General features: G+C 64.5%; 27 protein-coding genes and 4 tRNA genes. 13 read left to right on the forward strand and 18 right to left on the reverse strand.

From position 1 onward, the window contains the following. Nucleotides 1-2: 2 nt before the first annotated feature. The 3 genes from fbaA to ATC04_RS17040 all read right to left on the reverse strand — a co-directional run bounded on the left by fbaA (nucleotide 3) and on the right by ATC04_RS17040 (nucleotide 3,200). The gene (gene fbaA, locus ATC04_RS17030; protein ID WP_047118166.1) at nucleotides 3-1,025 is read right to left on the reverse strand and encodes a class II fructose-bisphosphate aldolase; all 1,023 of its coding nucleotides are present in this window, start codon (nucleotides 1,023-1,025) and stop codon (nucleotides 3-5) included. Between the two features lie 145 nt (nucleotides 1,026-1,170). Then, nucleotides 1,171-2,373 carry a peptidoglycan DD-metalloendopeptidase family protein gene (locus ATC04_RS17035; protein ID WP_152666769.1) on the reverse strand — a complete coding sequence of 401 codons (1,203 nt, stop codon included), beginning with the start codon at nucleotides 2,371-2,373 and terminating at the stop codon, nucleotides 1,171-1,173. Nucleotides 2,374-2,546: 173 nt separating this feature from the next. Beyond that, nucleotides 2,547-3,200, reverse strand: a complete 654-nt coding sequence (locus ATC04_RS17040; RefSeq protein WP_082123777.1) for an RNA methyltransferase — start codon at nucleotides 3,198-3,200, stop codon at nucleotides 2,547-2,549. A gap of 197 nt (nucleotides 3,201-3,397) precedes the next feature. Here ATC04_RS17040 and ATC04_RS17045 point away from each other — a divergent pair, with 197 nt between their 5' ends. From ATC04_RS17045 to ATC04_RS17060, 4 genes are all read left to right on the forward strand, one after another. Further along, nucleotides 3,398-4,195, forward strand: coding sequence for an HAD-IIA family hydrolase (locus ATC04_RS17045; RefSeq protein WP_047118247.1), 798 nt, complete (start codon nucleotides 3,398-3,400; stop codon nucleotides 4,193-4,195). A gap of 106 nt (nucleotides 4,196-4,301) precedes the next feature. Further along, nucleotides 4,302-4,541: a hypothetical protein gene (locus ATC04_RS17050; RefSeq protein ID WP_047118168.1), complete on the forward strand. Its 240-nt coding sequence runs from the start codon at nucleotides 4,302-4,304 to the stop codon at nucleotides 4,539-4,541. Between the two features lie 78 nt (nucleotides 4,542-4,619). Next, nucleotides 4,620-5,402, forward strand: coding sequence for an ABC transporter ATP-binding protein (locus tag ATC04_RS17055; protein ID WP_047118169.1), 783 nt, complete (start codon nucleotides 4,620-4,622; stop codon nucleotides 5,400-5,402). Beyond that, complete coding sequence (locus ATC04_RS17060) at nucleotides 5,399-6,124, forward strand: ABC transporter permease (protein ID WP_161449994.1); 726 nt, start codon at nucleotides 5,399-5,401, stop codon at nucleotides 6,122-6,124. The genes ATC04_RS17055 and ATC04_RS17060 overlap by 4 nt, the downstream gene beginning before the upstream one ends. Before the next feature lie 49 nt (nucleotides 6,125-6,173). Here ATC04_RS17060 and ATC04_RS17065 read toward each other — a convergent pair whose 3' ends face one another. Together ATC04_RS17065 and pyrE are read right to left on the reverse strand one after the other, a co-directional pair. Continuing rightward, complete coding sequence (locus ATC04_RS17065; RefSeq protein WP_047118248.1) at nucleotides 6,174-6,386, reverse strand: hypothetical protein; 213 nt, start codon at nucleotides 6,384-6,386, stop codon at nucleotides 6,174-6,176. A 140-nt stretch (nucleotides 6,387-6,526) separates the two neighbouring features. Further along, entirely contained in the window at nucleotides 6,527-7,084 is a 558-nt protein-coding gene (pyrE, locus tag ATC04_RS17070; RefSeq protein ID WP_181728131.1) for an orotate phosphoribosyltransferase, read from the reverse strand. A 39-nt stretch (nucleotides 7,085-7,123) separates the two neighbouring features. On the opposite strand from pyrE, the gene ATC04_RS17075 reads away from it, so the two are divergent. Further along, nucleotides 7,124-7,561, forward strand: a complete 438-nt coding sequence (locus ATC04_RS17075) for a transcriptional regulator (RefSeq protein WP_047118172.1) — start codon at nucleotides 7,124-7,126, stop codon at nucleotides 7,559-7,561. Nucleotides 7,562-7,653: 92 nt separating this feature from the next. Continuing rightward, a complete protein-coding gene (gene nadE, locus ATC04_RS17080) occupies nucleotides 7,654-8,478 on the forward strand; it encodes an ammonia-dependent NAD(+) synthetase (protein WP_047118173.1) in 825 nt (274 codons plus the stop codon). A 498-nt stretch (nucleotides 8,479-8,976) separates the two neighbouring features. Here nadE and ATC04_RS17085 read toward each other — a convergent pair whose 3' ends face one another. The 4 genes from ATC04_RS17085 to ATC04_RS17100 all read right to left on the reverse strand — a co-directional run bounded on the left by ATC04_RS17085 (nucleotide 8,977) and on the right by ATC04_RS17100 (nucleotide 11,238). Further along, nucleotides 8,977-9,276, reverse strand: a complete 300-nt coding sequence (locus ATC04_RS17085; protein WP_047118174.1) for a transcriptional regulator — start codon at nucleotides 9,274-9,276, stop codon at nucleotides 8,977-8,979. Further along, nucleotides 9,273-9,713, reverse strand: a complete 441-nt coding sequence (locus ATC04_RS17090) for a hypothetical protein (RefSeq protein ID WP_047118175.1) — start codon at nucleotides 9,711-9,713, stop codon at nucleotides 9,273-9,275. The genes ATC04_RS17085 and ATC04_RS17090 overlap by 4 nt, the downstream gene beginning before the upstream one ends. Then, the gene (locus tag ATC04_RS17095) at nucleotides 9,710-9,916 is read right to left on the reverse strand and encodes a hypothetical protein (protein WP_047118176.1); all 207 of its coding nucleotides are present in this window, start codon (nucleotides 9,914-9,916) and stop codon (nucleotides 9,710-9,712) included. The genes ATC04_RS17090 and ATC04_RS17095 overlap by 4 nt, the downstream gene beginning before the upstream one ends. A gap of 176 nt (nucleotides 9,917-10,092) precedes the next feature. Then, on the reverse strand, nucleotides 10,093-11,238 hold the full coding sequence (locus tag ATC04_RS17100) for an acyl-CoA dehydrogenase family protein (protein WP_052772221.1): 1,146 nt from the start codon (nucleotides 11,236-11,238) through the stop codon (nucleotides 10,093-10,095). A gap of 71 nt (nucleotides 11,239-11,309) precedes the next feature. Between ATC04_RS17100 and ATC04_RS17105 the strand changes: the two genes are divergently transcribed. Next, nucleotides 11,310-11,813, forward strand: a complete 504-nt coding sequence (locus ATC04_RS17105) for a MarR family transcriptional regulator (RefSeq protein WP_047118177.1) — start codon at nucleotides 11,310-11,312, stop codon at nucleotides 11,811-11,813. On the opposite strand, the gene mmsB is transcribed toward ATC04_RS17105, so the two are convergent. Together mmsB and ATC04_RS17115 are read right to left on the reverse strand one after the other, a co-directional pair. Continuing rightward, nucleotides 11,808-12,704 carry a 3-hydroxyisobutyrate dehydrogenase gene (mmsB, locus tag ATC04_RS17110; protein WP_047118178.1) on the reverse strand — a complete coding sequence of 299 codons (897 nt, stop codon included), beginning with the start codon at nucleotides 12,702-12,704 and terminating at the stop codon, nucleotides 11,808-11,810. The two genes, ATC04_RS17105 and mmsB, sit on opposite strands and share 6 nt — an antisense overlap. Beyond that, the gene (locus tag ATC04_RS17115) at nucleotides 12,701-13,753 is read right to left on the reverse strand and encodes a 3-hydroxyisobutyryl-CoA hydrolase (RefSeq protein WP_047118179.1); all 1,053 of its coding nucleotides are present in this window, start codon (nucleotides 13,751-13,753) and stop codon (nucleotides 12,701-12,703) included. The genes mmsB and ATC04_RS17115 overlap by 4 nt, the downstream gene beginning before the upstream one ends. A gap of 104 nt (nucleotides 13,754-13,857) precedes the next feature. Here ATC04_RS17115 and ATC04_RS17120 point away from each other — a divergent pair, with 104 nt between their 5' ends. Together ATC04_RS17120 and ATC04_RS17125 are read left to right on the forward strand one after the other, a co-directional pair. After that, nucleotides 13,858-14,658, forward strand: coding sequence for an exodeoxyribonuclease III (locus ATC04_RS17120; RefSeq protein ID WP_047118180.1), 801 nt, complete (start codon nucleotides 13,858-13,860; stop codon nucleotides 14,656-14,658). A gap of 15 nt (nucleotides 14,659-14,673) precedes the next feature. Then, nucleotides 14,674-15,516, forward strand: coding sequence for a hypothetical protein (locus ATC04_RS17125; RefSeq protein WP_047118250.1), 843 nt, complete (start codon nucleotides 14,674-14,676; stop codon nucleotides 15,514-15,516). 78 nt (nucleotides 15,517-15,594) lie between these two features. On the opposite strand, the gene ATC04_RS17130 is transcribed toward ATC04_RS17125, so the two are convergent. The 4 genes from ATC04_RS17130 to ATC04_RS17145 all read right to left on the reverse strand — a co-directional run bounded on the left by ATC04_RS17130 (nucleotide 15,595) and on the right by ATC04_RS17145 (nucleotide 16,052). Next, nucleotides 15,595-15,668, reverse strand: a tRNA-Asp gene (locus tag ATC04_RS17130). A 60-nt stretch (nucleotides 15,669-15,728) separates the two neighbouring features. Further along, nucleotides 15,729-15,801 (reverse strand) — tRNA-Phe (locus tag ATC04_RS17135). Between the two features lie 49 nt (nucleotides 15,802-15,850). Then, nucleotides 15,851-15,924: transfer RNA gene (locus ATC04_RS17140), tRNA-Asp, on the reverse strand. Nucleotides 15,925-15,979: 55 nt separating this feature from the next. Beyond that, nucleotides 15,980-16,052: transfer RNA gene (locus ATC04_RS17145), tRNA-Glu, on the reverse strand. 135 nt (nucleotides 16,053-16,187) lie between these two features. Here ATC04_RS17145 and ATC04_RS17150 point away from each other — a divergent pair. Continuing rightward, nucleotides 16,188-16,559 (forward strand): metallopeptidase family protein, encoded by a 372-nt coding sequence (locus tag ATC04_RS17150; RefSeq protein ID WP_047118181.1) that lies wholly within the window; start codon nucleotides 16,188-16,190, stop codon nucleotides 16,557-16,559. Between the two features lie 544 nt (nucleotides 16,560-17,103). Next, nucleotides 17,104-18,783 carry an NlpC/P60 family protein gene (locus ATC04_RS17155; RefSeq protein ID WP_152666770.1) on the forward strand — a complete coding sequence of 560 codons (1,680 nt, stop codon included), beginning with the start codon at nucleotides 17,104-17,106 and terminating at the stop codon, nucleotides 18,781-18,783. 129 nt (nucleotides 18,784-18,912) lie between these two features. Here the strand turns inward: ATC04_RS17155 and ATC04_RS17160 are convergent, their stop codons facing one another. Next, nucleotides 18,913-19,890, reverse strand: coding sequence for a universal stress protein (locus ATC04_RS17160; RefSeq protein ID WP_047118183.1), 978 nt, complete (start codon nucleotides 19,888-19,890; stop codon nucleotides 18,913-18,915). Between the two features lie 169 nt (nucleotides 19,891-20,059). Here ATC04_RS17160 and ATC04_RS17165 point away from each other — a divergent pair, with 169 nt between their 5' ends. Together ATC04_RS17165 and ATC04_RS17170 are read left to right on the forward strand one after the other, a co-directional pair. After that, nucleotides 20,060-21,511: an NCS2 family permease gene (locus ATC04_RS17165; RefSeq protein WP_197413548.1), complete on the forward strand. Its 1,452-nt coding sequence runs from the start codon at nucleotides 20,060-20,062 to the stop codon at nucleotides 21,509-21,511. Nucleotides 21,512-21,612: 101 nt separating this feature from the next. Next, the gene (locus tag ATC04_RS17170; RefSeq protein WP_082636919.1) at nucleotides 21,613-22,152 is read left to right on the forward strand and encodes a DUF2087 domain-containing protein; all 540 of its coding nucleotides are present in this window, start codon (nucleotides 21,613-21,615) and stop codon (nucleotides 22,150-22,152) included. Here the strand turns inward: ATC04_RS17170 and ATC04_RS17175 are convergent. Together ATC04_RS17175 and ATC04_RS17180 are read right to left on the reverse strand one after the other, a co-directional pair. Then, nucleotides 22,149-22,976 (reverse strand): fused MFS/spermidine synthase, encoded by an 828-nt coding sequence (locus ATC04_RS17175; RefSeq protein WP_047118185.1) that lies wholly within the window; start codon nucleotides 22,974-22,976, stop codon nucleotides 22,149-22,151. The genes ATC04_RS17170 and ATC04_RS17175 overlap by 4 nt on opposite strands. Then, on the reverse strand, nucleotides 22,969-23,484 hold the full coding sequence (locus ATC04_RS17180) for a GNAT family N-acetyltransferase (RefSeq protein WP_047118186.1): 516 nt from the start codon (nucleotides 23,482-23,484) through the stop codon (nucleotides 22,969-22,971). Before ATC04_RS17180 ends, ATC04_RS17175 begins: the two co-directional genes overlap by 8 nt. Nucleotides 23,485-23,497 lie beyond the last annotated feature (13 nt).

Below are 23,497 nucleotides of genomic sequence, written 5' to 3' on the forward strand. Positions count from 1 at the left end.
GGCTACTTCAGGCTCTTTCCTGCCGAGCCCAGCTGGCGGGCGGCTTCCACGATGCGGGCGGCCATGGATTCTTCGGCCTTGGCGCCCCAGACGCGCGGGTCGTAGGTCTTCTTGTTGCCGATCTCGCCGTCTACCTTCAGCACGCCGTCGTAGTTGGCGAACATGTGGCCAGCCACCGGTCGGGTGAAGGCGTACTGCGTGTCGGTGTCGATGTTCATCTTGATCACGCCATAGGACACCGCGTCGGCGATTTCCTGGTCGGTGGAGCCCGAGCCGCCGTGGAAGACCAGGTCGAACGGGTTGGCCTTGCCGATCTTGGCGCCGACCTTGTCCTGGATGTCCTTGAGCAGCTCCGGACGCAGCTTCACGTTGCCCGGCTTGTAGACGCCGTGGACGTTGCCGAAGGTCAAAGCGGTGATGTAGCGGCCCTTTTCGCCGGCGCCCAGGGCGTCGATGGTGGCCAGCGCATCCTCGACGGTGGAGTACAGCTTGTCATTGATGGCGTTCTCCACGCCGTCCTCTTCGCCGCCCACGGCGCCGATCTCAACTTCGAGGATCTGCTTGGCGGCGGCGGTGCGCGGCAGCAGCTGGGCTGCGATGCGCAGGTTCTCTTCCAGGGTCTCGGCCGATCCGTCCCACATGTGCGAGTTGAAGAACGGGTCGCGGCCGGCGGCGACCTCTGCCTCCGAGGCGGCCAGCAGCGGCAGCACGAAGCCGTCGAGCTTGTCTGCAGGGCAGTGGTCGGTGTGCAGCGCGATGTTCACGCCGTAGTTCTTGGCGACCTGGCGGGCGAAGGCTGCGAAGCCCAGCGAGCCGGCAACCATGTCCTTGACCGAGGCGCCGGACCAGTAGGCGGCGCCGCCGGTGGAAACCTGGATGATGCCGTCGGATTCGGCCTCGGCGAAACCGCGGATGGCGGCATTCAGGGTCTGCGAGCTGGTGACATTCACCGCTGGGAAGGCGTAGCCGCCAGCCTTGGCGGCATCGATCATTGCATTGTACTTATCGGGGGTTGCGATAGGCATGCTTCACTCCTGTGAGGATTGGCGGGGTTCACGCGTCGCCGTCGACGGCAGTTCGTGTCCATCCTATCGGTTTGCAGGGGCCGGCAGACCTAAATCTGTCTTCGTGACACGCCAACTTCTGCCCCTGCCCCGGCTGCATCGCGGGCTAGCTCGACTCGGCGGCGCCGGAACCGGACCCGGACGGGCTCTGCGAGCCCGGCTTTTGGGTTGGCGCCGAGGTTGGCTTCTTGCTCGGGGCCGGTCCGGTCGAGGGGGCTTCGGTTGGCGGCGTCGCCTCGCCGGTGGGCTTCGCCGATCCGCTGGGCGACTCGGATTCGGATTCGGACGGCGCAGTGCTTGGCGAGGGCTTGGCGCTTGGCGATTCGGAGTCTGGAGCCGAGGATCCCGGGCGTTGGGTCTGGCTCGGCGACGGCGCGGGCTTCTGGGACTGCGAAGGCTTGGGCTTGGCACCGGGCTTCGGCTTGGGGACCACCGGGGTGTCATCCTTCGGCACCACGACATCCGGATCGGTGCTCAGATCGGATTCGTCGCGCACCGGCGTCTTGCCGCCATCGCCCTTCGGCGCGCTGTTGGCATTAACTGTCAGGCGCGAGGAATCGATCATCGCCTGGCCCTGGCCCGGGATGATCGGCAGGTAGTTGCGCGGATCGTGCCAGCGGCCGTCCACGATGACCTCGAAGTGCACATGGCATCCGGTGGAGTTGCCGGTGGTTCCCGACAGGGCGATCAGCTCGCCCTGCTTGACCTCCTGGCCCACCGAGGCGATGAGTTTTGAATTGTGGCTGTAGCCGGTCTGCACGTCGCTGCCGTGGTCGATGCTCACGCGCATGCCGGAGTGCCCCGCCCAGCCGGACACCGTCACGGTCCCCGCCTCGGCGGCATACACCGGGGAGCCGCAGGCGATCGGGTAGTCCTGGCCGATATGGATCTGGTTGCCGGCGCCGGTAGGGTTCGACCGCCAGCCGTAGGGGCTGGAGATACGGCGGGTTGTGACCGGGTGCATCAGCTGCAGGCCGCCGGGGAGTTCGCCGACCTGGCCCACCTCGCCGGCGAGCAGCGTGGAGTTCTCCTCCGATTCGGACTGCTCATCCACCGGGGATTCGTCGGCGCCGGCCAGCATGCCCAGCGGGCGTCCGTCGATGGCCAGCTCCTTGCCGGAGCCGCCGAATGCATGAAGCGGGGCGTCCTGGCTAACGAGGATCGGATCGTTATACAGCCCGGGCTCGGATAACGCGTTGATGGCGACAGGGATGTCGCCGTTGCGCGGATCAGCCGACTGGGCCACCAGGGGAATCGCCACGGCGCTGGACAGCGTCAGTGCTGCGGCAGTCGATATCCCCCAGATCACCACCGGTTTTTTGCGTCGGGGAAGCCCGGGCAGAAGAAGGTCATGGTTCACCTGATGACGTCGACGCACGGATTAATCCCCCCGGATCACAAATTCATATCGTTTCCAAGCCTAGGGGTTCAATGGCAACTAATCCAGATGCTCGACTAAAGAGCTTATTAATAAATTCCTTGTTAACCTACTTTTTGCCCGAAGACGTGGCGGCGGATCCAAGCATGCATCGCGATGCCTGCGGCCGAGGCCGCGTTGATCGACCGGGTGGAGCCGAACTGCTCGATGGACAGCGTGTCCTTTGCCGCGGCGTGGACTTCCGGGCTCAATCCCGGCCCTTCCTGGCCGAACACCAGGACGCAATTGCGCGGGATGTCGTAGGTTTCCAGCGGCACCGAATCCGGGAAGATGTCGATGCCCAGGATGGTCAGCCCTTCAGCTTCGGCCCAGGCGACAAATTCCTCGACCGTGGCGTGGTGGCGCACGTGCTGGTAGCGGTCGGTGACCATGGCGCCGCGGCGGTTCCAGCGGCGGCGTCCGATGATGTGGACTTCCTTGGCCAAGAAGGCGTTGGCGGAGCGGACCACGGTGCCGATGTTCATGTCGTGCTGCCAGTTCTCGATGGCGATGTGGAAGTCGTGGCGGCGCTCGTCGAGGTCGGCGATGATCGCATCCATGGTCCAGTAGCGGTATTTGTCGGCGACGTTGCGGCGGTCGCCTTCGGCCAGCAGCTGCGGATCATATTTTTCGTCCTGCGGCAGCTCGCCTTCCCAGGGCCCTACGCCGATGACGTGCTCGGCGGTGTTCTCGGTTGCTTCATTCACTTCGTGGCTCACACATTTAAGGGTAGTAGGTCGCGGGAGTGCCGCCGTTCACTGCACCTCCCGCGGATGCTGTGTAGGCTTTGGGTTACAGGGAAACTTTCAGCGCAGATAGCTCCCGCCACCTACTGCCAATGGAGGAATGACACCTCGTGACCCTCAGCAACCGCGCCGCACGCACCGTCCACGATATCGAATGCTGGCTGACCGACATGGACGGCGTCCTGGTCCACGAAAACCACGCACTCAAGGGCGCCTCGGAGCTCTTGCAGTACTGGCGCGAGAACAACCTGCGCTTTCTGGTGCTGACGAACAACTCCATCTACACGCCGCGCGACCTGCGCGCCCGCCTGCTGGCCTCCGGGCTGGACGTGCCGGAGGAGAACATCTGGACCTCCGCCATGGCCACCGCCGAGTTCCTGGCGCGCCAGCGCCCGGGCGGACGCACCTTCGTGATCGGCGAGGCGGGGCTGACCACGGCCCTGCACGACGCCGGGTTCATCATGACCGACCAGAACCCCGATTACGTGGTGCTCGGCGAAACCCGCACCTATTCCTTCGAGGCCATCACCAAGGCCATCCGCCTGATCGAGGGCGGCGCGAAGTTCATCGCCACCAACCCGGATGCCACCGGCCCATCCGCCGAGGGCATCCTCCCGGCCACCGGCGCGATTGCCGCGCTGATCACCCGGGCGACGAACCGCGATCCATATGTGGTGGGCAAGCCGAATCCGATGATGTTCCGCTCGGCTTTGAACAGGATCGACGCGCACTCGGAGACCACTGCCATGATCGGCGACCGCATGGACACCGACATCGTCGCGGGCATGGAAGCAGGCCTACTGACCGCGCTGGTCTACTCGGGAATCACCGCGCGCGAGGACATGGACACCTTCCCGTTCCGCCCCGACCTGCAGTACCCGTCGGTTGCCAACCTGCATGCCGAACTCGTCAAGGGGCGCGTCCCGTCCGACGCCAATCCGGCCGAAACCAAGGCCGCTTCCAAGTAGCCTAGTTTCCCATGCCCCGGCAACCGCTGAACCGGCTGCCGGGGCACTTTTCTTTGTCGCACCAACACCCTAGGCAGGGACGGAACACTGGCGGATACTAGGTGCCATGGAGAACTATCGTTCCCGGCGGCGGGTCTGGAAGTTCGTGCTCATCGCCGTGGGACTCTATCTGGGCCTGACGCTGCTGATCGCCGTGAACTACGCGATGCGCTCATGCCTCGGCGCCGGGGCGGAACTGCACTGCTCCATGAGCAACACCGTGGTGTGGGGCGAGCACAAGCTGTTCGGCTTCATCGCGCTGGTCTACCTGGTGCTGGTCGTCGGACTGTGGGCCAAGCGCCGTTGATCCGTTCCCGAGGCCGCCGGGGCGGCAATTCGCCGCCAAGCATTGACCCTGCCACGGCGGGGGTCTCTAATTCATTGTGTGACCAACAAGACTGCATGCATCCAGGTCCAGCGGGTGAGCGTCAAGAGAGGCAAATCGCTGGTTCTCCAGGACATCGACTGCGAGCTGGCCCCGGGCCGCATCGTCGGGTTGCTGGGACCCAGCGGCAGCGGCAAGAGCACGCTGCTGCGCAGCATCGTGGGCAACCAGATCACCGCCGGCGGCACGGTCACCGTCCTGGGGCAGCCGGCCGGGCACAAGTCCCTGCGGCATAGGGTCGGCTACATGACGCAGGCTGCCAGCGTCTACGACGACCTGACGGTGCAGCAAAACGTCGCCTATTTCGCCAAGGTCCTCGGCCTGCCAGATGCCGAAGCCACCCGAGTCATCGAAGCCACCGACCTGCAGGACCAGGCCAAGCGGCTGGCGCTGGACTTATCCGGCGGGCAGCGCAACCGCGTATCCCTTGCCATCGCGCTGCTCGGGTCTCCTGACATCGTCATCCTCGACGAGCCGACGGTCGGGCTGGATCCGGTACTTCGCGCGGAGCTCTGGGCCCTGTTCGCCAAGCTGGCGAAGACCGGAATCTGCCTGTTGGTTTCCAGCCACGTCATGGACGAGGCCATGCGCTGCGATGAAATGCTGCTGTTGCGCAACGGAAAGCTGCTGGCCCAGCTCTCCCCCGGCGAACTGCTCAGGCGCACCGGCGCCAGCGACCCGGAAGACGCATTCCTCAGGCTCATCGCCTCCGGCGGACTGGGGTCCGCGCCACCGCGCGACCCGTCCACCGCACGGCACCGGGCGGAAGGAGAGGGATCGTGAAACGAACCGCGGCCACCGCGGCCCGGGTCCTGACCCAGATCCGGCACGACCCGCGCACCATCGCGTTGATGCTGGTAGTCCCCAGCCTATTGATCGGCTTGATGGCCTGGATTTTCACCGATACCGAGGTGTTCCAGCGCATCGGCCCGGCGATGATCGCGCTGTTCCCATTTGTCGTGATGTTTCTGGTGACCAGCATCGCGACGCTGCGCGAACGGCGCAGCGGCACCTTGGAGCGGCTGCTCAGCATGCCGCTGGCCAAGGGCGAGTTCATCTTCGGCTATGCGCTGGCGTTCACCTTGGTTGCGGTGCTGCAGACCGTCATCGCGGTCTCGTTCGCCCTTCTGGTACTGGGGCTGCAGATCTCCGGAAGCCTGGTGCTGCTTTTCAGCGTGGCGGCGCTGGATGCCCTGCTCGGAACCAGTCTGGGATTGATGGCCAGCGCCTTCGCCCGCACCGAATTCCAGGTCGTCCAGTTCATGCCGCTGCTGATCTTTCCACAGTTCCTGCTGTCCGGGCTGATCCTGCCACGCGAGCAGCTGCCGGGGACGCTGGAGGTCATCGGCGATTGGCTGCCGCTGTCGCATGCCATCGACGCGCTGGGCGATGTCGCTGCGGGCACCGAGGACAGCGGCACCTGGGCCAGCCTTCTGGTCATCGGCGCGTGGATTCTCGGCGCCCTGCTGGTCGGATCGTTGACCCTGCGTCGGCGGACGCCGTAGCGCTTCGCTTGCTTGAACTAGCCGGGCAGCCCCACGGCCGGTTGCTCCATTAAACCCGGCCGTACTTCTTGTGCGCCGCCTGCTTCGAAATCTCCAGGGCAGATGCGATGGCTTGCCAGGAATACCCGTTGGCGCGCGCCCGGCGCACCTCGGCGGTTTGCGACCGGGCCAGTTCCCGCTGCCCCTCGGTCAGACGCCGAAGCTCCGCCAAGGGACCTCCGTGGTCCTCGGAGTCGACGGCTGTTCGAATCCCCTCATCCATGGGGTCAACTTTAGTTGACGGCATGTTGCAAGTCAATCAAAGTTGACGGAATTCAGGGTCGGGAAAATCCGCAAGGGCTGGGCGAACCTTGAGGTTCGCCCAGCCCTTGCGGTCGAAGAGATTGACGGGAAAGCTGCAGACTACAGACCCAGCTCGTCCTTGCCGTAGGCGAAGAGGTAAGGCACGCCGGCCTCTTCCTCGATGCGCTCCTTGGCACCGGTGTCGCGATCCACGATAACGGCCACGGCGATGACGTTGCCGCCAGCCTTGCGGACACCCTCGACCGCGGTCAGCGCGGAGCCGCCGGTGGTGGAGGTGTCCTCCAGCACGATGACGTTGCGGCCCTCAACGCTCGGGCCTTCAACCTGACGGCCCATGCCGTAGGACTTCTGCGCCTTGCGCACCACGAAAGCGTCGATGGCGCGGTTCTTTTCGCGCGCAGTGTGCATGATGGCGGTGCCCACCGGGTCAGCGCCCATGGTCAGCCCGCCCACGTTGGTGAACTCCAGACCGGCTTCATCCAGAAGATCAAGCATGACCTGGCCGACCAGACCTGAAGCTTCCTGCTGCAGGGTGACCCGGCGAAGGTCGATATAGTAATCGGCTTCCTTGCCAGAGGAGAGGATGACCTTGCCACGCACAATGGCAAATTCCTGGATCAGTTCTTTTAGCCGCCCGCGGGCGCTGGTTTCGCTCATACCCTCGATTCTAGTCGGCATCCTCGCTAGGCTGATCCCATGAACGCTACACGCCCCTTGGGTTACTGGTTGAAATTGGTGGATTCGCTGATTGACGAGCAGTTTGCTGCGACGCTGGAAGAGCATGGCGTGACACGCCGGCAATGGCAGGTGCTGAATCTCCTGGAACAGCAACCCGCCACCGAGCCGGAACTGACCGCCGGACTTTCGCCATTCTTCGCGTCGCCCGACGAACCGACGTCGGTCTCCGAGCACCTCATGGAATTGGTGGAGTCTGGATGGATTTCGCACGACGAGGGCGAGTTCTCCATCACCGACCGCGGCCACGTCTCGTTGATGAAGCTCAGCGAACTGATCGAGAAGATCCGGACGCAGTCGGGACAGGATCTCGACGGCTCGGAATACGCTGCAGTGGTCGCCACGCTGGAGAAGATGGCGCGCAACCTCGGATGGGACCCGGACGCCGAAGAAAGCTAGGAGCTGCGGCGAATGTTGAGAACTCGTTAAGTTTCGCCGCCCTTCCGCAGTTACGACCGCATCCTGCCTCCGATATACCTAGGATTAGTTACATGCGTGAACTTCAAGCAGCAATCATTGAAGAGCTGGGCGTCAAGTCGTCCATCAACCCGGCCGAGGAAGTGCGATCCCGAGTCGACTTCTTGAAAGACTACCTCGCCGCGACCGGCGCGAAGGGTTTCGTGCTGGGCATTTCCGGCGGCATCGATTCCACGCTCGCCGGACGCCTGGCTCAGCTTGCCGTTCAGGAAGTGCGCGAAGCCGGCGGCACCGCCGAATTCATCGCCGTCCGCCTGCCCCACGGGGTCCAGCATGATGCGGCGGATGCCGCGGCGGCCATGCAGTTCGTCGCCGCCGACCAGGAGTTCGAGGTCAATATCTCCAAGCCCGTGGCGGGACTGGATGAAGCCCTGGCCGATGCCGGGCATCCTGCGATCAGCGATTTCAACCGAGGCAACGCCAAGGCCCGCATGCGGATGATCGTCCAGTACGCGGTGGCCGGGGACCGCGGCATGCTGGTCATCGGCACCGACCATGCGGCGGAGTCCGTGACCGGGTTCTTCACGAAGTTCGGCGACGGAGGCGCAGACCTGCTGCCGCTGGCCGGGCTGAACAAGCGGCAGAACCAGGCGCTGTTGCGCGAGTTGGACGCCCCAGAGCTGCTCTGGGCCAAGGCTCCCACCGCGGACCTGCTGGACGGCCAGCCGCAGCGTACCGACGAGGACGAACTGGGACTGACCTACGCGCAGATCGACGACTACCTCGAGGGCCGCGAAATCGACGAGGCCGCCGCGCTGTCGATCGAACGGCGCTTCGTTCTCTCGCGACATAAGCGGACCGTTCCCGCCACCAACCTCGACAAATGGTGGAGAGCCTAGAGGAAGTCCTCCCAGACGCGGGTTTCATGGATTTCACCGACTTCGGGCGCTAGGCTGCGGCCACGGTGCCGCTACGGCACCGCCCCACGGCAAACGAGGACGCATCCATGGAAGCTGGATCCGAACACCGCACGGCGGGTGCCGCCGGTTGGCGGCCGGTGCTGGGAATTCTCCTCGGCATCTACATCGGCTACGCCGGATGGAGCTGCTCACCTCGGGCAGGGCTTCGGCATCGCTCTGAGTTTTGCGCTGTGGGCGGCGAGCGTCTCGAACCTGAGCTTGATCCAGTCCTCAGCGGTAGCTGGGGCCGCACGCGTCCCGCGCCGGCTGGCCTGGACTGCGGCGATGGCCGCAGGGGCCGCCCTCCCGACCGGCCTTCCAGCCGATCCCTTCTGGGCCGTGCTGGCCGTGCCGTTGCTCATCGCTGCGGCAGGGAGGATGTGGAGCCAAGCAGGAAAATCCGCCCGGTCACCACGGCCCGCCGCGAAATGACGGCGGCTAGGCCAGGCCGGTGACTTCCTTCAGGGCCTGGACGTGCTCCGTGAAGGCACTGCGCCCTTCGGGGCTCAGCTTGGCCCAGGTCCGAGGACGTTTTCCCACGAATCCCTTGCGGATTTTGACGTGGCCTTTTTCCTCCAGGGCGCTCAGATGGCGGGACAGCACAGAATCCGAAATTCCCAGCGCTTCCTTGAGCGACTTGAAATCCGCCTCCTCCACCATGTTCAGCGCGCCCATGATGGACAGGCGGACGGGATTGGAGAAGTCGTCATTGAGTCGGTTCCGGGCATGCGTGGTCATTTCCGCACCATGCCGATTCCCACAATCAGTAGCGGGGCCGATACAACGATCCAAATCAGTCCTAGGATGGCCCAGGAACTCAGCTGCTGCGGAAGGAGCGCCAACGAGGCCGCATAGAAGACGATGGTCAGGGTGAACCCCCAGGTGTAGCGTTTTGACGCGCCGATCGGAAGCGAACGGTAGAGCTTACGGTAGGCCAGCGACGCGGCGAGGATCGCCACCACGTAGAGTCCAATGATCACGATGAAGCCGGCCATGTGCTTCTGCGGTGGATACAGCTGCAGCAGGAAAGCGAGGGCGCCGATGACCAGCGAAACGATGATGCTGTACCAGCCTAGAAGCCTTGAGCCGTAGCCAACGGCACGGTCCATGTCGGCTTGGGCCTGCGCCAGCGCTGCCAGCTGCTGTTCCGGGTTGAGGTTGTTTTCGGCGCTCATGACGCGCGCTCTTCCGCGCGGGCCGCGGCCTGCTGCCGAGCGTGCAATGAGCTCATGGTCATCGTCACGGCGAAAAAGATTCCCATTCCCACGAAAATCAGCGCGTTGCGGCCGCTGAAGTAGGCGAAGAGCGCGAGAGCTGCGAAGAGCACGCCCGCAAGGCTGATGATGATCGAGTACGTGGCATTGGACATCTTGTTCATGATCCTGCTCCCGCGGTTCCGTTCCTCCGATGTACCAAAAGACTAACAAGTACTTTCTGTATTGGAAAGTACTTTCTCAGTTTTTGTTTTAGCGGCTGCCAACCCCGGATCTTCCAGAGCCGGCAGCCTGGGCGCGCGTGCAAAACGGGAGGAGACGGCGAGCGGCGCCCATGTAATCAGACGAAGGCGCCCGTTCCAGTCAACGCACGCCCCACAATGAGCGAATTGATCTCATAGGTGCCTTCGTAGGTATGGAGGATTTCAACATCGCAGAAGATCTTGGCCATTTCGTATTCCGAGGACACCCCATTGCCGTCAAGAAGTGCACGGCCCTTGGCCACCGCATCCCGCGCCAGCCGGGTTGCCGTCGACTTGGCCAGCGCTGCATCGGCCATGGTCAGCTTTCCCGCCTCCTGCTTGCGCGCGATGTCGCCCATCATGGACAGCCCGGCCCGGGCATTGCCGACGATTTCGGCAAGGGCCTGCTGGATGAGCTGGAAGGATGCCAGCGGCTTGCCGAACTGCCCACGGCTGACCGCGTAGGCCGTGCAGACGTCCAGGGTCGCCAGCATCGCGCCGGCAGCCTGCCAGCCGACCCACGCCCGGGATTGCATGAGCAGGTGGTTCGCTGCGGCGAAGCCTGTGGCTCCGGGAAGCTTGTTTTCCAGCGGAATACGCACCTCGTGCAGTTCGATGTCGGCATTCTGCATGATGCGCAGGCCGATCTTGTTTCCGATCTTGGAGGCGCTGAATCCCCGCCTGCCGGATTCCACCAGATAGGCGCCGATGTCCCCGGATTCCGGTTCCCTGGCCCAGACCAGCGCGAAGTCCGCGATGGTTCCCATGCCGATCCAGCGCTTGCGCCCGGTAAGGACGTACTCGTCGCCTTCCCGGTGCACGCTGGTGGCCATTCCCCCGGCAATGTCCGATCCATGCTCCGGCTCGGTCATGGCAAACGCTCCGAATGCCTCAAGCCTGCCCAAACGCGGCAGCCACTCTCGGCGTTGCGCTTCGGAGCCTAATTCGTTGATCATTCCGAGCACAAGTTCATTGTGGATTCCCACCACCGAGGAGAGGGAGATGTCAGCGCGGGCCAGCTCGGCATGAATCAGCCCACGCGCCAGATGCGAGCAGTCCTCCAGCTGCACCGCGCCCAGGCCCGCGGCGCCGAGCTCCGCCACCAGCCCGGGAGCGAAGTCCTCGCGGTTCCAGTACTCGATGGATTGCCTGCGGATCCTGCCTTGGGCGAGTTCACGCACCTGGGCCAGGCGCGCGCGCTCGGACTGGGTGAGTTGCGCCGAAATGTCGGTCATGAGGTCCATCCGGGATCTCCTTCCAAACCTTAGGATGTCCAAGTATATTGTTGGACTAGGTCTTATTTTGGGGGTAGAAAATGTCGTCACCATTGCCGCGCGACCCGATTGCCCAGGCCCGCGACCAGTGGGTCTCCCATGGCTGGGATGCCGAGGCGGACTCCATGGCCGCGATTACCGCAGTCATGCGCACCGCCTCGATCTTTCTTCAGCGCGCGGATTCAATACTCAGGCCGCACGGCCTGACCTTCGCCCGCTTCGAGGTGCTCGCGCTGCTCGGCTTCTCCAAGCGAGGTTCGCTACCCATGACCCACGCCAGCCGCCTGCTGCAGGTGCATGCGACAAGCCTGACCAATTCCGTGGACCGGCTGGAAGCCACCGGCCTAGTCCGCCGGATTCAGCATCCCACCGACGGCCGCACCCGGCTGCTTGAACTGACCGCCGAGGGGGCGAATGTCCTGGCCGCGGCCCGCGACGATCTCAACGAGCAGCTGTTCGCCGACAGCGGCCTGCCGGTCGCGGATGCGCGGGAGCTGTTCCAGATCCTCTCGCGCTTCCGCAGGGCCTCGGGCGACTTCCTATAACGTTCCTTCGCGCACCGCGTTGATGATTCCCGAGAAGTCCGTGCCGGCATTTCCCTCGTCGCTGAACTTGCGGTAGAGCGCCGCGGCCAGGGCGCCCATTCGCGCATCGGTATCGGTATGCTCCAGCGCGCTGGACGCCAGCCCAAGGTCCTTGGCCATCAGCGCCGCGGCGAAGCCGGGCTGGTAGTCGCGGTTCGCCGGCGACGCGGGCACCGGCCCGGGGACCGGACAATTGGTGGTCACCGACCAGCATTGGCCCGAGGCAGTGGAAATGACGTCGTAGAGCGCTTGGTGTTCCAGACCCAGGCGCTCGCCCAGGACGAAGGCCTCGGCCGCGCCGATCATTGAAACGCCCAGCAGCATGTTGTTGCAGATTTTCGCGGCCTGCCCCGAACCGTGGCCGCCACAGTGCACGATCCGCTTGCCCATATGCTCCAGCACGGCAGTGATCTCCGCCAGGTCCGCGGCCTCGGCTCCGAGCATGAAGGTCAAGGTCCCTGCTTCGGCTCCGACCACTCCGCCGGAGACCGGCGCGTCCGCGCTGCGATGCCCGGCGGCGACGGCCAGCTCAGCCGCTTCGCGGGCCTGAGCGACATCGATGGTAGAGCATTCGAGGAACAGCGTATTCGGCGCCGCGGCGTCGAGCAGGTAGCTCCGGTAGGCGTCCAGCACATGCTGGCCCGAGGGGAACATGGTCAGCACGATGTCGACGTCCTTCGCCGCGTCGGCTCCGCTGTCGACCGTTTCGATGCCGGCATCCGCCGCGGCTTGCACCGCCGCAGGGACGACATCGAAGCCCTTAAGCTTGTAGCCGGCCCGGTGAAGATTGATGGCCATGGGCAGTCCCATGTGCCCTAGTCCCAGGAATCCGATAACTGGCAGATTGCTCATCGTCCACTCTTTTCGCATAGTCCCTGGTCAATCAGGGTGAAATTCAATTCGGAGCCGGCCAGCGGCCTGAAATGCCTGGCCGTGCGCTGCTCGGGGCTGAGGTTTTCCAGCGGTTCGTTCCACTGCGGCTTTCGGTCCTTGTCGATCACCGCGGCACGGATGCCCTCAGCGAAATCCGGGTCGTCGAGCCGATGCACGGCCGCCCGGAACTCGCGGGCCAAGTCCGCACGCAAGTCGGCCCCGGCGTCCCGCAGCAGCTCGTCCACAAGCCGCACCGAGCTCGGGCACGCGGCTTCCAGCGCCGCCAGGGCCGCTGCAGCCCGCGGGTTCTCGAACTCGGACAGTTCCGCCGCGACCGCCGGAATGCTCGGCTCGGAGAAGGACTGGACCCACTCTTCGTGCAGGCACCCGGCCTCGGGGATTCCCGCGAAGCGCGACACCGCGCGGTCCACCGGCTCAGTCTGCAGCGCCTCAAGCAGGGCCGCCAGATCCTTTTGCAGTACGTAGTTATCGGCGAGTCCCAGCGCCATGGTGTCCGCGGCGCCGAACTTCATGCCGGTCAGCGCCGCCAGGCGTCCTGCCGCCCGCGGGGCGCGGGATAGCAGGTGGGTGCCCCCGACATCCGGGAAGAATCCGATGCCCACCTCCGGCATGCCGCACCGGCTCGTTTCGGTCACGATGCGATGGCTCCCGTGAGCCGAGATGCCGATGCCTCCGCCCAGCACAATTCCGTCCATGAACGCGATATACGGCTTGGGGTACTCGTCGATCAAGACATTGAGCTGGTATTCGACCCGCCAGAATTCTTCCGAGGAACCATTGCGCTCCAGGATGTCCTGGTAGATGGCGACGATATCCCCGCCGGCGCAGAAGGCCCGGTCGCCGGCCCCGACAACAGCCACGTGTTCAATCTCCGGATCATCGCGCCACTGCAGCAGCGCGTCCAGGATGGCGCGGCACATGTCCGTATTCAGTGCGTTCAGGGATTTCGGACGGTTCAGGGTAATGAGCCCCAGATGTCCGCGGCACTGGATCAGGATCTCAGGCAAGGGCCTCTCCTTTGAGTGATTGGGGTCACCTTCAGAGACGAATATACTCGGACTTCCAAGTAAATTGAAGTGGCTCGCTCGGTCAAACTTGATAGGTTGAAGAAGTGAAGATTGCGACTTGGAATGTAAATTCGCTGCGTGCCCGAGCCGACCGTGTTGAGGACTGGCTGCGCCGCACCGACGTGGATGTCCTGGCCATCCAGGAAACGAAATGCAAGGACGACAATTTCCCGTGGGAATTGTTCGAGAACAACGACTACGAAGTCGCGCATTGCGGCGTGAACCAGTGGAACGGCGTGGCCATTGCCTCGCGCGTCGGTCTGGATGACGTGCAGCGCGGTTTCGCCGGGCAGCCGGAATTCGGCAAGGGCGGCAAGAACCCGATCCTAGAGCCGCGTGCCATCGGCGCGACGTGCGGCGGTGTGCGCATCTGGAGCCTCTACGTCCCCAACGGCCGCGCCCTGGATGACGAGCACATGGGTTACAAGCTCAGCTGGCTCGACGCGCTCAAGCAGGACACCGTCGGCTGGCTGGAAGCCGATCCGCAGGCGCAGATTGCGCTCATGGGCGACTGGAACATCGCCCCGAAGGACGAAGATGTCTGGGACATCAACTTCTTCCTGGAAAACGAGCTGACCCACGTTTCTGCTCCCGAACGCGCGGCCTTCGCGGCCTTCGAGGACGCCGGATTCACCGATGTCGTCCGCCCGCACACCGAAGGCCAGTTCACCTACTGGGACTACACCCAGCTGCGCTTCCCCAAGGGCGAAGGCATGCGCATCGATTTCTCGTTGACCTCGCCGGCCCTCACCGCGCGGGTCACCGGCGCGAGCATTGATCGCGAAGAGCGCAAAGGCAAGGGCGCGAGCGACCATGCGCCGGTAATTGTGGAGCTGGGCGGATAGATTAGGGGAATGAAGATGACTGGGCCCCTGTACGACCTGACGGCAGCGACCGCGCACCTGCGTGTCTACGAACCGCTGTCCGCGTTCGAGGACTGGGCCCAGTCCATTATCATCAACACCCCCGGGCGCAGCGCGGACCAGCTCGACGTACTGGAGAACCAGCAGCTGTGGGAGCGAACCCTGCGCGGCGTCTCCGACCCGTTCCCCCACACCGAGCAGGAAACCTTCCGCACCGTCAAGATCCTCGACTACCAGGGCGCCGAGCATACCCGGTACTGCCCCTCGCAGATCCAGGCCCGGAGCCTGCTGGCCGCGGAGCAGGCGGAGGAAGCCATGCGCGCCGAAGTTTTCGATCTGCTGATCCCGCCGGCCGCCCGCCGCGCGAACGGGCAGCGCGTGGACACGGACAAGCTTGCCGCTGACCTGACGCACCTGCACACCCGTACCTCCACCTGGGGCATCCCGCTGAGCTGGTTCTCGCTGTTCCGCGATGACGACGAGTGCGAGGTCCTCTACGTCGGGGAGCGGCTGCGGACAGTTCGGTTGCTGGTTCCGCTTGAGCAGGCCATCGAGCGCCTGGCCTGGGCGGTGCAGACCATGGCTACCCACGCGCCGCAGGCACCGCTGTTCGAAGAACTGGGGTCACTGGGCGGCTGGCTTGAATCCTTCGACCCGCAGTCGGTGATCGAGCTGGATTACGGGCTGCTTGCGGACATCGTTTGGCCCGATGAATCCGTGAACGACCTGATGCACGGAATCCAGGCCCTGGAGGACGGCGACATGACCATGGCCGCGGCGGCCTACCGGCGCCTGAGCAATCGATGGATCGGCCCGCGCCAGCTGGGCCGGGCCAACTAACCGGACCCAAGCGAAACCGGGCCCGTTCCGGGAAAGGGAAAAGCTCCAGTTCGCTTGAACTGGAGCTTTCATGTACTGCGACCCTGACGGGACTTGAACCCGCGACCTCCGCCGTGACAGGGCGGCGCGCTAACCAACTGCGCTACAGGGCCTGGTGTTTTGGGATAATCCCAATTCACACAGTAAAACCCTCGGTTACCCGAGGGCCTGCGTGGCTCCGACCGGCGTCGATCCGGTGACCTTTCGATTTTCAGTCGAACGCTCTACCAACTGAGCTACAGAGCCTGGCGTCACAATATTTGGACACCTAATTTACTATTGCTAGTAAATTGAGCGACCCTGACGGGACTTGAACCCGCGACCTCCGCCGTGACAGGGCGGCGCGCTAACCAACTGCGCTACAGGGCCTTGCTTTCGCAAGCCGATGGATTTCTCCATCTGACAACCACAAAGTGGCTGTTTGTACCCCCAACGGGATTCGAACCCGTGCCGCTGCCGTGAAAGGGCAGTGTCCTAGGCCGCTAGACGATGGGGGCCTATATCAGCTGCGGTTTCTTTCGTCTCCGCTGCGGACTCCAATAACTATACGTGGGCTTTTTTGTTTTCGCAAAATCGGCATTCGCAACCTCTCGAACCATCCCAAAAGCGGGTCGTCGACCTAGGCTGGAGGCATGGATCTACAGATGCCCGACGACGAGTTCGACGCCCTGGCTCAGGAGGCTATTGACGCCATTCCGCAGCAGGCCCTGGACATGATGGATAACGTCGTTTTCTTTATTGAAGACGAGTACGAGCCACTCCCCGGAGAGCCGGAAAACACCGAGATTCTGGGGATTTACGACGGAGTGGCACTGACCGAACGAGATCAGGGATGGGAGGCTGGAGCCCTTCCCGACCGCATCACCATCTTCAAAAATCCCACGCTTCGGGCCTGCGAAACTCGAGAGGATGTTGTCCGCGAAATCAAGATTACGGTCATGCACGAAGTAGCCCACCACTTCGGCATCGACGACGCCAGACTGCACGAATTAGGGTGGTCATGAGCGCATTTCCCGAAAAAGTCTTTCTGAGATGTGCGTCACAAAATACGGTGAGATTGCAGCCACCTGCCCCAGCGGCGGTGTCCGACCTCACAGAGAAACCCCTTCTGTGTTTGCAAGTCACCCGGTCCGTGCCCGGCTCATCGCGCAGTCAGCGGAGCGCCGCAACCGGGTCACGCGGCGGATTTCGCCCGCACGTTTAAGAGGTCAAAAAATCGGTGTCGCGGTCGGCAGTGATCGACCGTTACATTTTCGTCACTCGATGGCCCCGTTAACCACGAACTGGGAAAGGGGACCGGTGATCTTCGAGAGTTTCCATCGGCCGCGAACCCAGCCCCCGTTTTCACGTCGCTCCACATCACAGGCATTTTCAGTCTCATAATTCCGTCAATGTAATTCGTGTGACTGGTGTGACTACTGTTGCGAACGGTACCGATGTTGGCATAGTGTGCTATTTGGGGCTTATCCAAATCGTGACCTAACCCCGTTGGATGATCACGGATTGAAACTGCCCCAATGTCATCTCTTGGAATCAGTGAGGAACGATATGGCTTACCGCCACACGCTCGGCGTTGCAGCGAGCACTCTTGCATTGGCAGTCACCTGCCTTGCCGGAGCAGCACCCGCTTCAGCAGCAACCACTACGTCATTCCCGACCACCGTGTCGATCGCAGCCGAGCGTTCGGTTTCCGGCCTGCCTAGTGCAGCGGAGATCGAGGCAGCCAAGAAGGACAAGGACTCCACCAATGCGATGATCGCGCGCCTGGAAGCTTCGCTGGCCTCCAGCCGTGCCGAGTTGCTCCAGGCCGAAACGGCGGCCGCCGAGGCCCAGGAGTCGCTGCTGACCGCAGGCGAGGAGCGCGATCTGCGCACCGCCGACGCCGAAAAGGCCGTCAAGCAGCTGGAGTATGCCAAGCAGTACCTCAAACAGAGCCAGACCGATCTGGGCGCCATCGCTTCGGACATCTACCGCAACGGCGCCGGCAACTCCACGCTCGGCATCCTGTTGAACAGCGACGACTCGAACGACCTTTTCTACAAGGCCGCCACCATTGACACCCTGAGCCAGCAGCAGGTCCAGTCGGTCAATTCGGCCACCGAGGCCGAGGCTCTGGTCTCTTCCTGGGAATCCTACGCAGACGCCGCGCAAAGCGCAGCGAAAGAAGCCGCGGCGAACTACGATGCCTCCGCGTCGACCGCCAACAGCACCTTGGCCACCTACCAGGCCGCCATCAAGCCAGAGCAGGACCTGCGCGACGAGCTGATCAGCAACCTGGCAAGCCTGAAGGACCAGGAAGAAGCCGAGGTCCGCAAGCAGGTCGAAAAGCAGGAAGAGGCGGAACGCGAAACCGCCCTGCAGGAAACCCTCAGCGCCGACGACGAACCGGTCGTCAAGCCAAGCCAGGCCGGCACGATCCAGCCGCTGGCCGTGGATGCGCCGCAGGAACTGGAAGTCGACGAGTCGACCGCCGAGCCAACCGTGAAGCCAAAGCCTGAAGCGCAGCCGCTGGACGAAGTGGATACCGTCACTCCGACCTTGGCTCCTGAGCCGGAGAGCGCTCCGAAGCCGCAGAAGACCGAAACCCCGCAGGTCGAAGAAACCCAGAAGCCTGCCGAGACTCCAAAGGCCGAGGAAACCCAGAAGCCGAAGGAAACCCCGAAGGCGACCGAAAAGCCGAAGGAAACCCCGAAGGCCACCGAAAAGCCGAAGGAAACCCCGAAGGCAACGCAGAAGCCGAAAGAAACCCCCAAGGCCACCGAAAAGCCGAAGGAAACCCCGAAGCCCAAGCCGAAGCCGCAGAAGACCGAAGCTCCCAAGCAGGAGCAGGAAGTTGCTCCCCAGAGCAGCGGACGCAGCTACGGCGCTGCAATTTCCTGGGCACTGAATACCGCCAGTGACAACAGCAAGTACTACGTCTACGGCGCCAACGGCCCGAACGCCTTCGATTGCTCCAGCTTCTCCCAGCGGGCATTTGGCAAGTCGGGCATCAGCCTGCCGCGCACTTCGACCCAGCAGTTCTTCGCTGCACCGCAGTACGTGTCGCTGAACAACCTGCGCCCCGGCGACCTGGTGTTCTCCTCCTCAAACGGAGGATCCTCGTTCTACCACGTGGCCATCTACATCGGCAACGGCCAAGTGGTCCACGCACGCAACCCGAATGCAGGCATCTCGGTCACCCCGCTCAGCTGGGTGAACAACCTCCACTCGAAGGCCGCCCGCTACTAGGAGCAGGCCACAGCAGAGCACCCGCAGGGAAGTCCCCGCGGGTGCTCTGCTGTTTTCCGGCGCAGACAGCAGCGTGCCCCCGGGGATCGCTCCCCGGGGGCACGTCAGGCTTGCGCGGCGGCCTGGATGCTAGTCGTTGGCGCGGGTGTCGAAGTTCTTCCGGTCCGCCAGGCGCGGGTCGTCGGAATCCGGAACCACCATGACCGGGCCCTTGGAGTGGTGCAGTACGCCCTGGGAGGTCGAGCCCAGCAGCATGCCGGCGAAGCCGCCGCGGCCGCGCGAACCGGTCACGGTCAGCACCGCGTGCTCGGATTCACGGATCAGCACCTCGACCGGAGGGCCGCTGATTACATCGGTCTCGATCTTCAGGGTCGGGTAGTGCGAGGACAGCCAGGCCACGCCGACGCTCATCTGGTAGCGCACGTCCTCGAGCACCGCCTCCTGGTCCACCGTCGCCGGCATCCAGGCCAGCGCGGCGCCCACCGGGGCGACCGCGCAGATCAGGCGAAGGGTCAGGTCGCTGGCTATGGCGGCGTCCGCTGCGGCCAGCACCGCGGCGCGGGCGCGGTCCGAGCCGTCGACGCCGACCACGATCGACTTGCGCGCCGCGGCGGCTGCAGCCGCTGCGTCGCCTTCCTGCTCCTTGGCCACGGCCAGCGGAACAACCACCGTCGGGCACTTGGCGTGCGCCGGCAGGGCCGAGGAAACCGAGCCGAGCAGCCGGCCCACGAATCCGCCGCGGCCACGGGTGCCGACCACCACGAGCTCGGCGTCCTTGCTCAGGTCCAGCAGCACACCCGACGGGTCGCCGGATTCGATGTAGGTGCGGATGGTGGCCTCGCTGTTTTCCAGCTCCTTGCGCGCCTGGCGCACGATGTCCTCGGCGCCGCCGCGGATCAGGTCGTCGTCGAGGGTCGAGTAGCCCGCATCCATGGAGGAGGCGGCGAAAACCGGGATGGTGTAGGCCGAAACGATGTTCAGCACGCTTCCGCGGCGCACCGCTTCGCGTTCGGCCCAGCGCAGTGCGCACCTGCTCTGCTGCGATCCGTCGACGCCGACCACGATGCCTTCGATTTTTTCAGCTGCGACTGGTGCTTCGTCACTCATCAGACCCGCTCCTCAACTACTTCCGGTTTCACGTGGGCGTGATGCCCCTTACACCCAATGTACTTCGTTGGTGCGCCATCATGTGAGTTGGATCTAAAGATTTCACGCAGAGCCTACTCAGATTCGAATTGGGTATTGGAATGAGCCCGAAAGCACCTAGAATTTTCCTATGTCCTCCTCCACAAAATCAGCGCCTGCCAGTAATATGCGCGAACGCCTTGACCGTTACTTCAAGATTTCGGAGCGGCGCTCCACCTTCTCCACCGAACTGCGCGGCGGCATCGCCACGTTCTTCGCGATGAGCTACATCGTGGTGCTCAACCCGCTGGTGCTCTCCGGCGCCGACTCCTCCGGCGGCGAGCTGGGGATCCAGCGCGTGGCCGCCGTGACCGCCTTGGTCTCCGGCATCCTGACCATCATCATGGGCATCTGGGCCCGCAGCCCGTTCGCCATGGCCACGGGCCTCGGCGTGAACGCGTTCGTGGCCATCACCGTGACCACCAACCCGGAACTGACCTGGGCCGACGTCATGGGTCTGGTGGTGATCGCCGGCATCGTGATGTTCATCCTGGTGCTCACCGGGTTTAGAACCGCGGTGTTCAACGCGGTCCCCGCGGGGCTGAAGACCGCCATCGTCGTGGGCATCGGCATGTTCATCGCCCTGATCGGCCTGGTCAACGCCGGCTTCGTGCAGCGCGTCCCGGATGCCGCGCACACCACCGTGCCGGTGGGCCTGGGCTTCGACGGCCAGCTGATGGGATGGCCGATCCTGGTCTTCATCATCGGCCTGCTGCTGACCATGACCCTGGTAGTCCGCAAGGTCAAGGGCGCGATCCTGATCGGCATCGTCGTCTCCGCGATCGTCGCCAACATCTTCGAGGCAGTGTTCCACGTCAGCGAGTCCGAGACCAACGGCTGGTCGCTGGTGGTTCCCTCGCTGCCCGACTGGCACCTGCCAGACCTGTCGCTGATCGGCGAGGTGAGCTTGTTCGGCGCCTTCGCCAAGATCGGCCCGACGGCCGCCTCGCTGCTGGCCTTCGTGATCCTGCTGTCCATCTTCTTCGACGCCATGGGCACCATGGTGGGCCTGGCCGCAGAGGCGGACCTGGTGGATGAGAACGACCAGATCCCCAACGTGGACAAGGTGCTGCTGGTCGATGCGGCCGGCGCTATCGTCGGCGGCGGCACCTCCAGCTCCTCGGCACAGATCTTCGTCGAATCCGGTGCCGGCATCGGCGAGGGCGCCCGCACCGGCCTGGCCTCGGTCTTCACCGGCCTGCTGATGATCGTGGCGATGTTCCTCAGCCCGCTGATCTACCTGGTGCCATTCGAGGCAGTGGCCCCGGCCCTGGTGGTTGTCGGTTTCATGATGATCACCCAGATCACCAAGATCGAGTGGAACGACTGGGGCGTAGCGCTGCCTGCCTTCCTGACCTTCACCCTGATGCCGTTCACCTACTCCATTGCCAACGGCATCGGCGCAGGCTTCATCTCCTACGTCTTCATCCGCGCCACCCAGGGCCGCGCGAAGGAAATCCACCCGCTGATGTGGGTTGTGGCTACCGCCTTCGTGCTGTTCTTCGGCATCGGACTGATCGAGGACTGGGCCGGGGTCAAGTAGGCATACCCCTTCCAGCCACGCGCGGCGGCCCGTCCCGATTCCCTCGGGGCGGGCCGCCGCCGTTCCCGGACGGGCCCGTGCCGCTTCGCTAGCATGGGGGCATGGCAGATCACAACGAAACACCGGGGACTTCCCCGGCGGGAGCCTGGATCCAGGTGGCGGCGGGGCTGAAGAACCCGGCGATGCGCAAGCTGCTGGGCCAGGTGCTCACCGGGCAGGACCCCGAGCAGGAAGCGGCAGGGGCCCGCAGGGCCAAGGACCTGGCCCGTTGGGAGCAGATCGGCTTGCTGCGCCTCGGGGCGGGCGGGACCTGGGAGCTGAACGAGCAGCTGCTGGCCGACACCCTGGCCGCGGCGGGAACCGCCAAGGCCGACCGCAGCGGCATCAACCGCTTTTTCACCGGCACGAAGCTGCACACGCTGCCTGCCAAGCCGGCGGACCGGCTGCAGGTCATGGCGTACCTGCGCGACGCGGTCATCGACGGGGACGAGCAGCTGCGCGAGGAGCAGCTCAACGAGCGGCTGCGGGTATTCCACCCGGATACCGCGCTGATCCGCCGCTATCTCGTGGACCACGGCCTGCTGCTGCGCGCCGCCGACGGATCCAGCTACCGCCGCGGCGACCGGTTGCCGGAAGCCTAGTCCTCGATGGGTGCCGCGGAGCCGGCGAACCGCGCGACGGCCGAGTTGGACACCAGCTGCGCGGGCAACGGCGCGGTGCGCAGGCTGCGTTCGAAGGCCGGGCCCAGGGCCAGCGGCTCGTCGCCGGCCAGGAACACGATGTTCCCGTAGCGCCGGCCCTTGAGCATGGGCGGATCGGCGATCAGCGCCACGTGCTTGAACACCGACAGCAGCGTGGCTGCCTCGGCCCGCGCCCCGGCCAGGTCCGCGGTGTCGCCGCAATTCAGGATGTACACCCCGCCCGCGTCCAGCACGCGCTGGGCCTGGCGGGCGTAGCCTACGGTGGTCAGCTGGCGCGGGGTGGTGCTGCCGGCGAACACGTCGCGGATGATGATATCGCGGCTGTCCTCGCTCAGCGTGGGAAGCACCTGCCCGGCATCCCCCACGCGCAGGCGCACCAGCGGGGCGCGCGGCACCTGGAAGTTGGTGCGCACCAGCTCGGCCAGCTTGGCATCCAGCTCCACCACGACCTGGCGGGCGTTCTCGTAGCGCGAGGCGACCCAGCGGGCCATCGAGCAGCCCCCGCCGCCCAGGTGCAGCACCCGCAGCTTGCGGGCGCGGCCGTCGTAGTCCTCCGGCGGGTAGCCCGTCAGGAAGATCGGCTCCATCCAGCGCATGTACTCGAAGTCCAGGTAGCCTGGGTCGTCCAGGTCCACATGCGAGGAGGGCACCCCGTTGACCTTGAGGATGTAGCGGTTGGCCCCGTAGGGGTCGGATTCGATCTCCGCCAGCCCTGTGTCGATCGGGTAGCTTCCCACGAGCGTCGGCGCGGCGTCCCTAGCCATTGCGGCGCACCATCCTCAGCTCGGTCAGCCCGTTCCACGACCCGGTGAGCTCCTCGCTGACGCCGTCGAGCTCGAAGCCGTGCTTGCGGTAGAAGGCGATGGCTCGTTCGTTGCCCTGCAGCACCCAGACCAGCGCCGGACGCTGGCCCAGCACCACCTGGAGCAGGTGGGCACCCAGGCCGGAGCCGTAGAAGTCGGCCAGGATGTAGAGCATGCCCAGCTCGATCTCGACGCCGGCGTCCTGGTCCTCGTCGATGACCGGCGTCCCGCCGGCCAGTCCGATGATCCGCCCTTCGGCGTCCTCGGCGATGTAGAACTGGGCGCCGCCGGCCAGCCCGCGTTCCCACCAGGCCACTTGGGCCTCGAGCTGTTCCTCGTGGAAGGCGAAGAATTCCTCACCGCGGAACCCGCTGTAGGCTTGCCGCCAGGCAGCCAGCTTCATTTCCAGCGCCGGGCGCACATCCGCGGCGGTTGCCGCGCGGATTCGATAATCTTTCAGTTCAGGCACGCTACCAACCCTA

Origin of the sequence: Arthrobacter sp. YC-RL1, from assembly GCF_001454985.1 — a bacterium.
GTDB lineage: Bacteria > Actinomycetota > Actinomycetes > Actinomycetales > Micrococcaceae > Glutamicibacter > Glutamicibacter soli.